This is a genomic window from Pseudomonas sp., from assembly GCF_026224925.1.
GTDB lineage: Bacteria > Pseudomonadota > Gammaproteobacteria > Pseudomonadales > Pseudomonadaceae > Aquipseudomonas.
The window spans coordinates 1-2,424 of sequence record NZ_JAMFRV010000472.1; the positions used below are offsets into that span (position 1 = coordinate 1).

3 protein-coding genes are annotated in these 2,424 nt (G+C 58.0%); all 3 read left to right on the forward strand.

The window, feature by feature from the left end; all coding sequences use genetic code 11:
- Nucleotides 1-152, forward strand: a 152-nt coding sequence (locus tag M0974_RS20350) for an aminotransferase class III-fold pyridoxal phosphate-dependent enzyme (RefSeq protein WP_297840858.1), incomplete at its 5' end; no start/stop codon positions are given.
- 121 nt (nucleotides 153-273) lie between these two features.
- Entirely contained in the window at nucleotides 274-1,305 is a 1,032-nt protein-coding gene (gene aruF / locus M0974_RS20355) for an arginine/ornithine succinyltransferase subunit alpha (protein WP_297840854.1), read from the forward strand.
- A gap of 78 nt (nucleotides 1,306-1,383) precedes the next feature.
- Nucleotides 1,384-2,409, forward strand: a complete 1,026-nt coding sequence (astA, locus tag M0974_RS20360) for an arginine N-succinyltransferase (protein WP_297840855.1) — start codon at nucleotides 1,384-1,386, stop codon at nucleotides 2,407-2,409.
- The last annotated feature ends 15 nt before the right edge of the window (nucleotides 2,410-2,424 follow it).

The window sequence follows — 2,424 nt, forward strand, 5'->3', positions numbered from 1 at the left end:
TCTTCAACGCGGCGGAAAAAGAAGGCTTGATGGTCCTGCAAGCCGGCCCTGATGTAATCCGGTTCGCGCCGAGCCTGGTGGTGACCGAAGCCGATATCGAAGAAGGCCTGAACCGCTTCGAACGCGCGGTGGCCAAGCTGACGCAGGCGTGATGAGCGGCTGATACGTTTAACTCTGACAATTAGTAGAGCCCTTCGGCGTTGGCATACAGCCAGCGCCGGTTTTTTCTGAGTTGGCTGATGCTGACCTGTATTTTTGGTAAGGAGTGACACCATGCTGGTGATGCGCCCCGCGCAAATGGCTGATCTGGGCGAGGTACAGCGTCTGGCCGCGGACAGCCCGATTGGTGTCACTTCACTGCCTGACGACGTTGACCGGTTGACCGACAAGATTGCGGCCTCGGAAGCATCGTTCGCTGCGGAAGTCAGTTTCAACGGCGAAGAAATTTACTTCTTCGTGCTTGAAGACACCGAGAGTGGGCGCTTGGTGGGATGTTCCGGGATTGTCGCTTCGGCGGGCTATTCCGAACCCTTCTATAGCTTCCGTAACGAGACCTTTGTTCACGCTTCTCGTGAGTTGAAGATCCACAACAAGATTCACGTGCTGTCGCAATGTCATGACCTGACAGGCAACAGCCTGTTGACCAGTTTCTACGTTATCCCGGAATTGGTCGGCACCCATTGGTCCGAACTCAACTCTCGTGGTCGCCTGCTGTTTGTCGCGGGTCATCCAGAGCGCTTTGCCGATTCGGTGGTGACAGAAATCGTCGGCTACAGCGATGAGAACGGCGACTCTCCGTTTTGGGACGCCATCGGACGCAACTTCTTTGACCTGAACTACGCCGAAGCTGAGCGCCTGTGCGGCCTGAAAAGCCGGACGTTTCTCGCCGAACTGATGCCGCATTACCCAATCTACGTGCCGTTGCTGCCCGACGCCGCGCAAGAGGCCATGGGCCAGGTGCACCCGCGTGCGCAGATCACCTTCGATATCCTGATGCGTGAAGGCTTCGAAACCGACCATTACATTGATATTTTCGACGGAGGCCCGACCCTGCATGCGCGGGTGTCCAGCATCCGTTCGATTGCCCAAAGCCGACTGGTTCCGGTGAAAATCGACACGGTACAAAGCGGTGACCTGAGTAAAGGCGGGCGGTTGTACCTGGTCGCCAATGGCCAATTACAGGACTACCGCGCCGTGTTACTGGAACTGGACTGGGCGCCGGGCAAGCCGGTCAATTTGAGCCTGGAAGCCGCCGAAGCCTTGGGCGTCGGCGAAGGTGCCAGCGTGCGTATCGTGGCGGTTTGACAGGCGCGCCATTGGTGCCTGGTTTGCAGGTTTAGCGAGATTCGCGGGTTCCCAAGGGAGCCCGGTTGAGGAGAAAGCATGATCGTTCGTCCCGTACGCAGCAGCGACTTACCGAAACTGATCGAGTTGGCGCACACCACTGGCCCCGGCTTGACCACGCTGCCGGCCAATGAAGAGCGCCTGGCGCACCGAGTCAGTTGGGCTGAGAAAACCTTCCGTGGCGAAGCCGAGCGCGGTGACGCCGATTATCTGTTTGTGCTGGAAGACGACGACGGCGACGTGGTCGGGATTTCCGCTATCGCCGGTGCCGTCGGCCTGCGTGAGCCTTGGTATAACTACCGGGTCGGCCTGACAGTCAGTGCCTCAAAAGAACTGAACGTCTACCGTGAAGTCCCAACGTTGTTTTTGGCCAACGATCTGACCGGTAACTCCGAACTGTGCTCTTTGTTCTTGCGCAGCGACAGCCGCACCGGACTCAACGGTCGCTTACTGGCCAAGGCGCGACTGTTGTTCATTGCCGAGTTTCCAAAACTTTTCAGCAGCAAGATCATTGCTGAAATGCGTGGCATGTCCAATGAAGCGGGGCGTTCGCCGTTTTGGGAAAGCCTGGGGCGGCACTTCTTCAAAATGGAGTTCAGCCAGGCGGACTACCTGACCGGCGTGGGCAACAAGGCGTTTATCGCCGAACTGATGCCCAAGTTTCCGCTGTACACCTGCTTTTTGTCCGAAGACGCGCGAAACATCATCGGCCGCGTGCACACCGACACTGAACCAGCGTTGGCGATGCTCAAAAGTGAGGGCTTCAGCTATCAGGGTTACGTCGACATTTTCGACGCTGGCCCGGCGGTTGAATGCGAAACCTCGAAGATCCGTGCCGTGCGCGACAGCCAGGCATTGGTCTTGGCCATCGGTACGCCGGGCGATGACGCTCCAGCGTTTTTGATTCACAACCGCAAGCGCGAAGACTGCCGTATCACCGCCGCCCGTGCACGTTTCGCTGCTGGCACGTTGGTGGTGGACCCGATGACCGCAAAACGCCTGCAGTTGAGTGCAGGCGACCAAGTGCGAGCGGTACCGATATCCGCCGCGAGGGAGGCTGTTTGATGAACACTCTATACA

What these genes read in the sequence shown, in the direction of transcription:
- aruF (WP_297840854.1), top strand. Translation starts at nt 274, where the DNA reads ATGCTGGTGATGCGCCCCGCGCAAATGGCTGATCTGGGCGAGGTACAG.
- astA (WP_297840855.1), top strand. Translation starts at nt 1,384, where the DNA reads ATGATCGTTCGTCCCGTACGCAGCAGCGACTTACCGAAACTGATCGAG.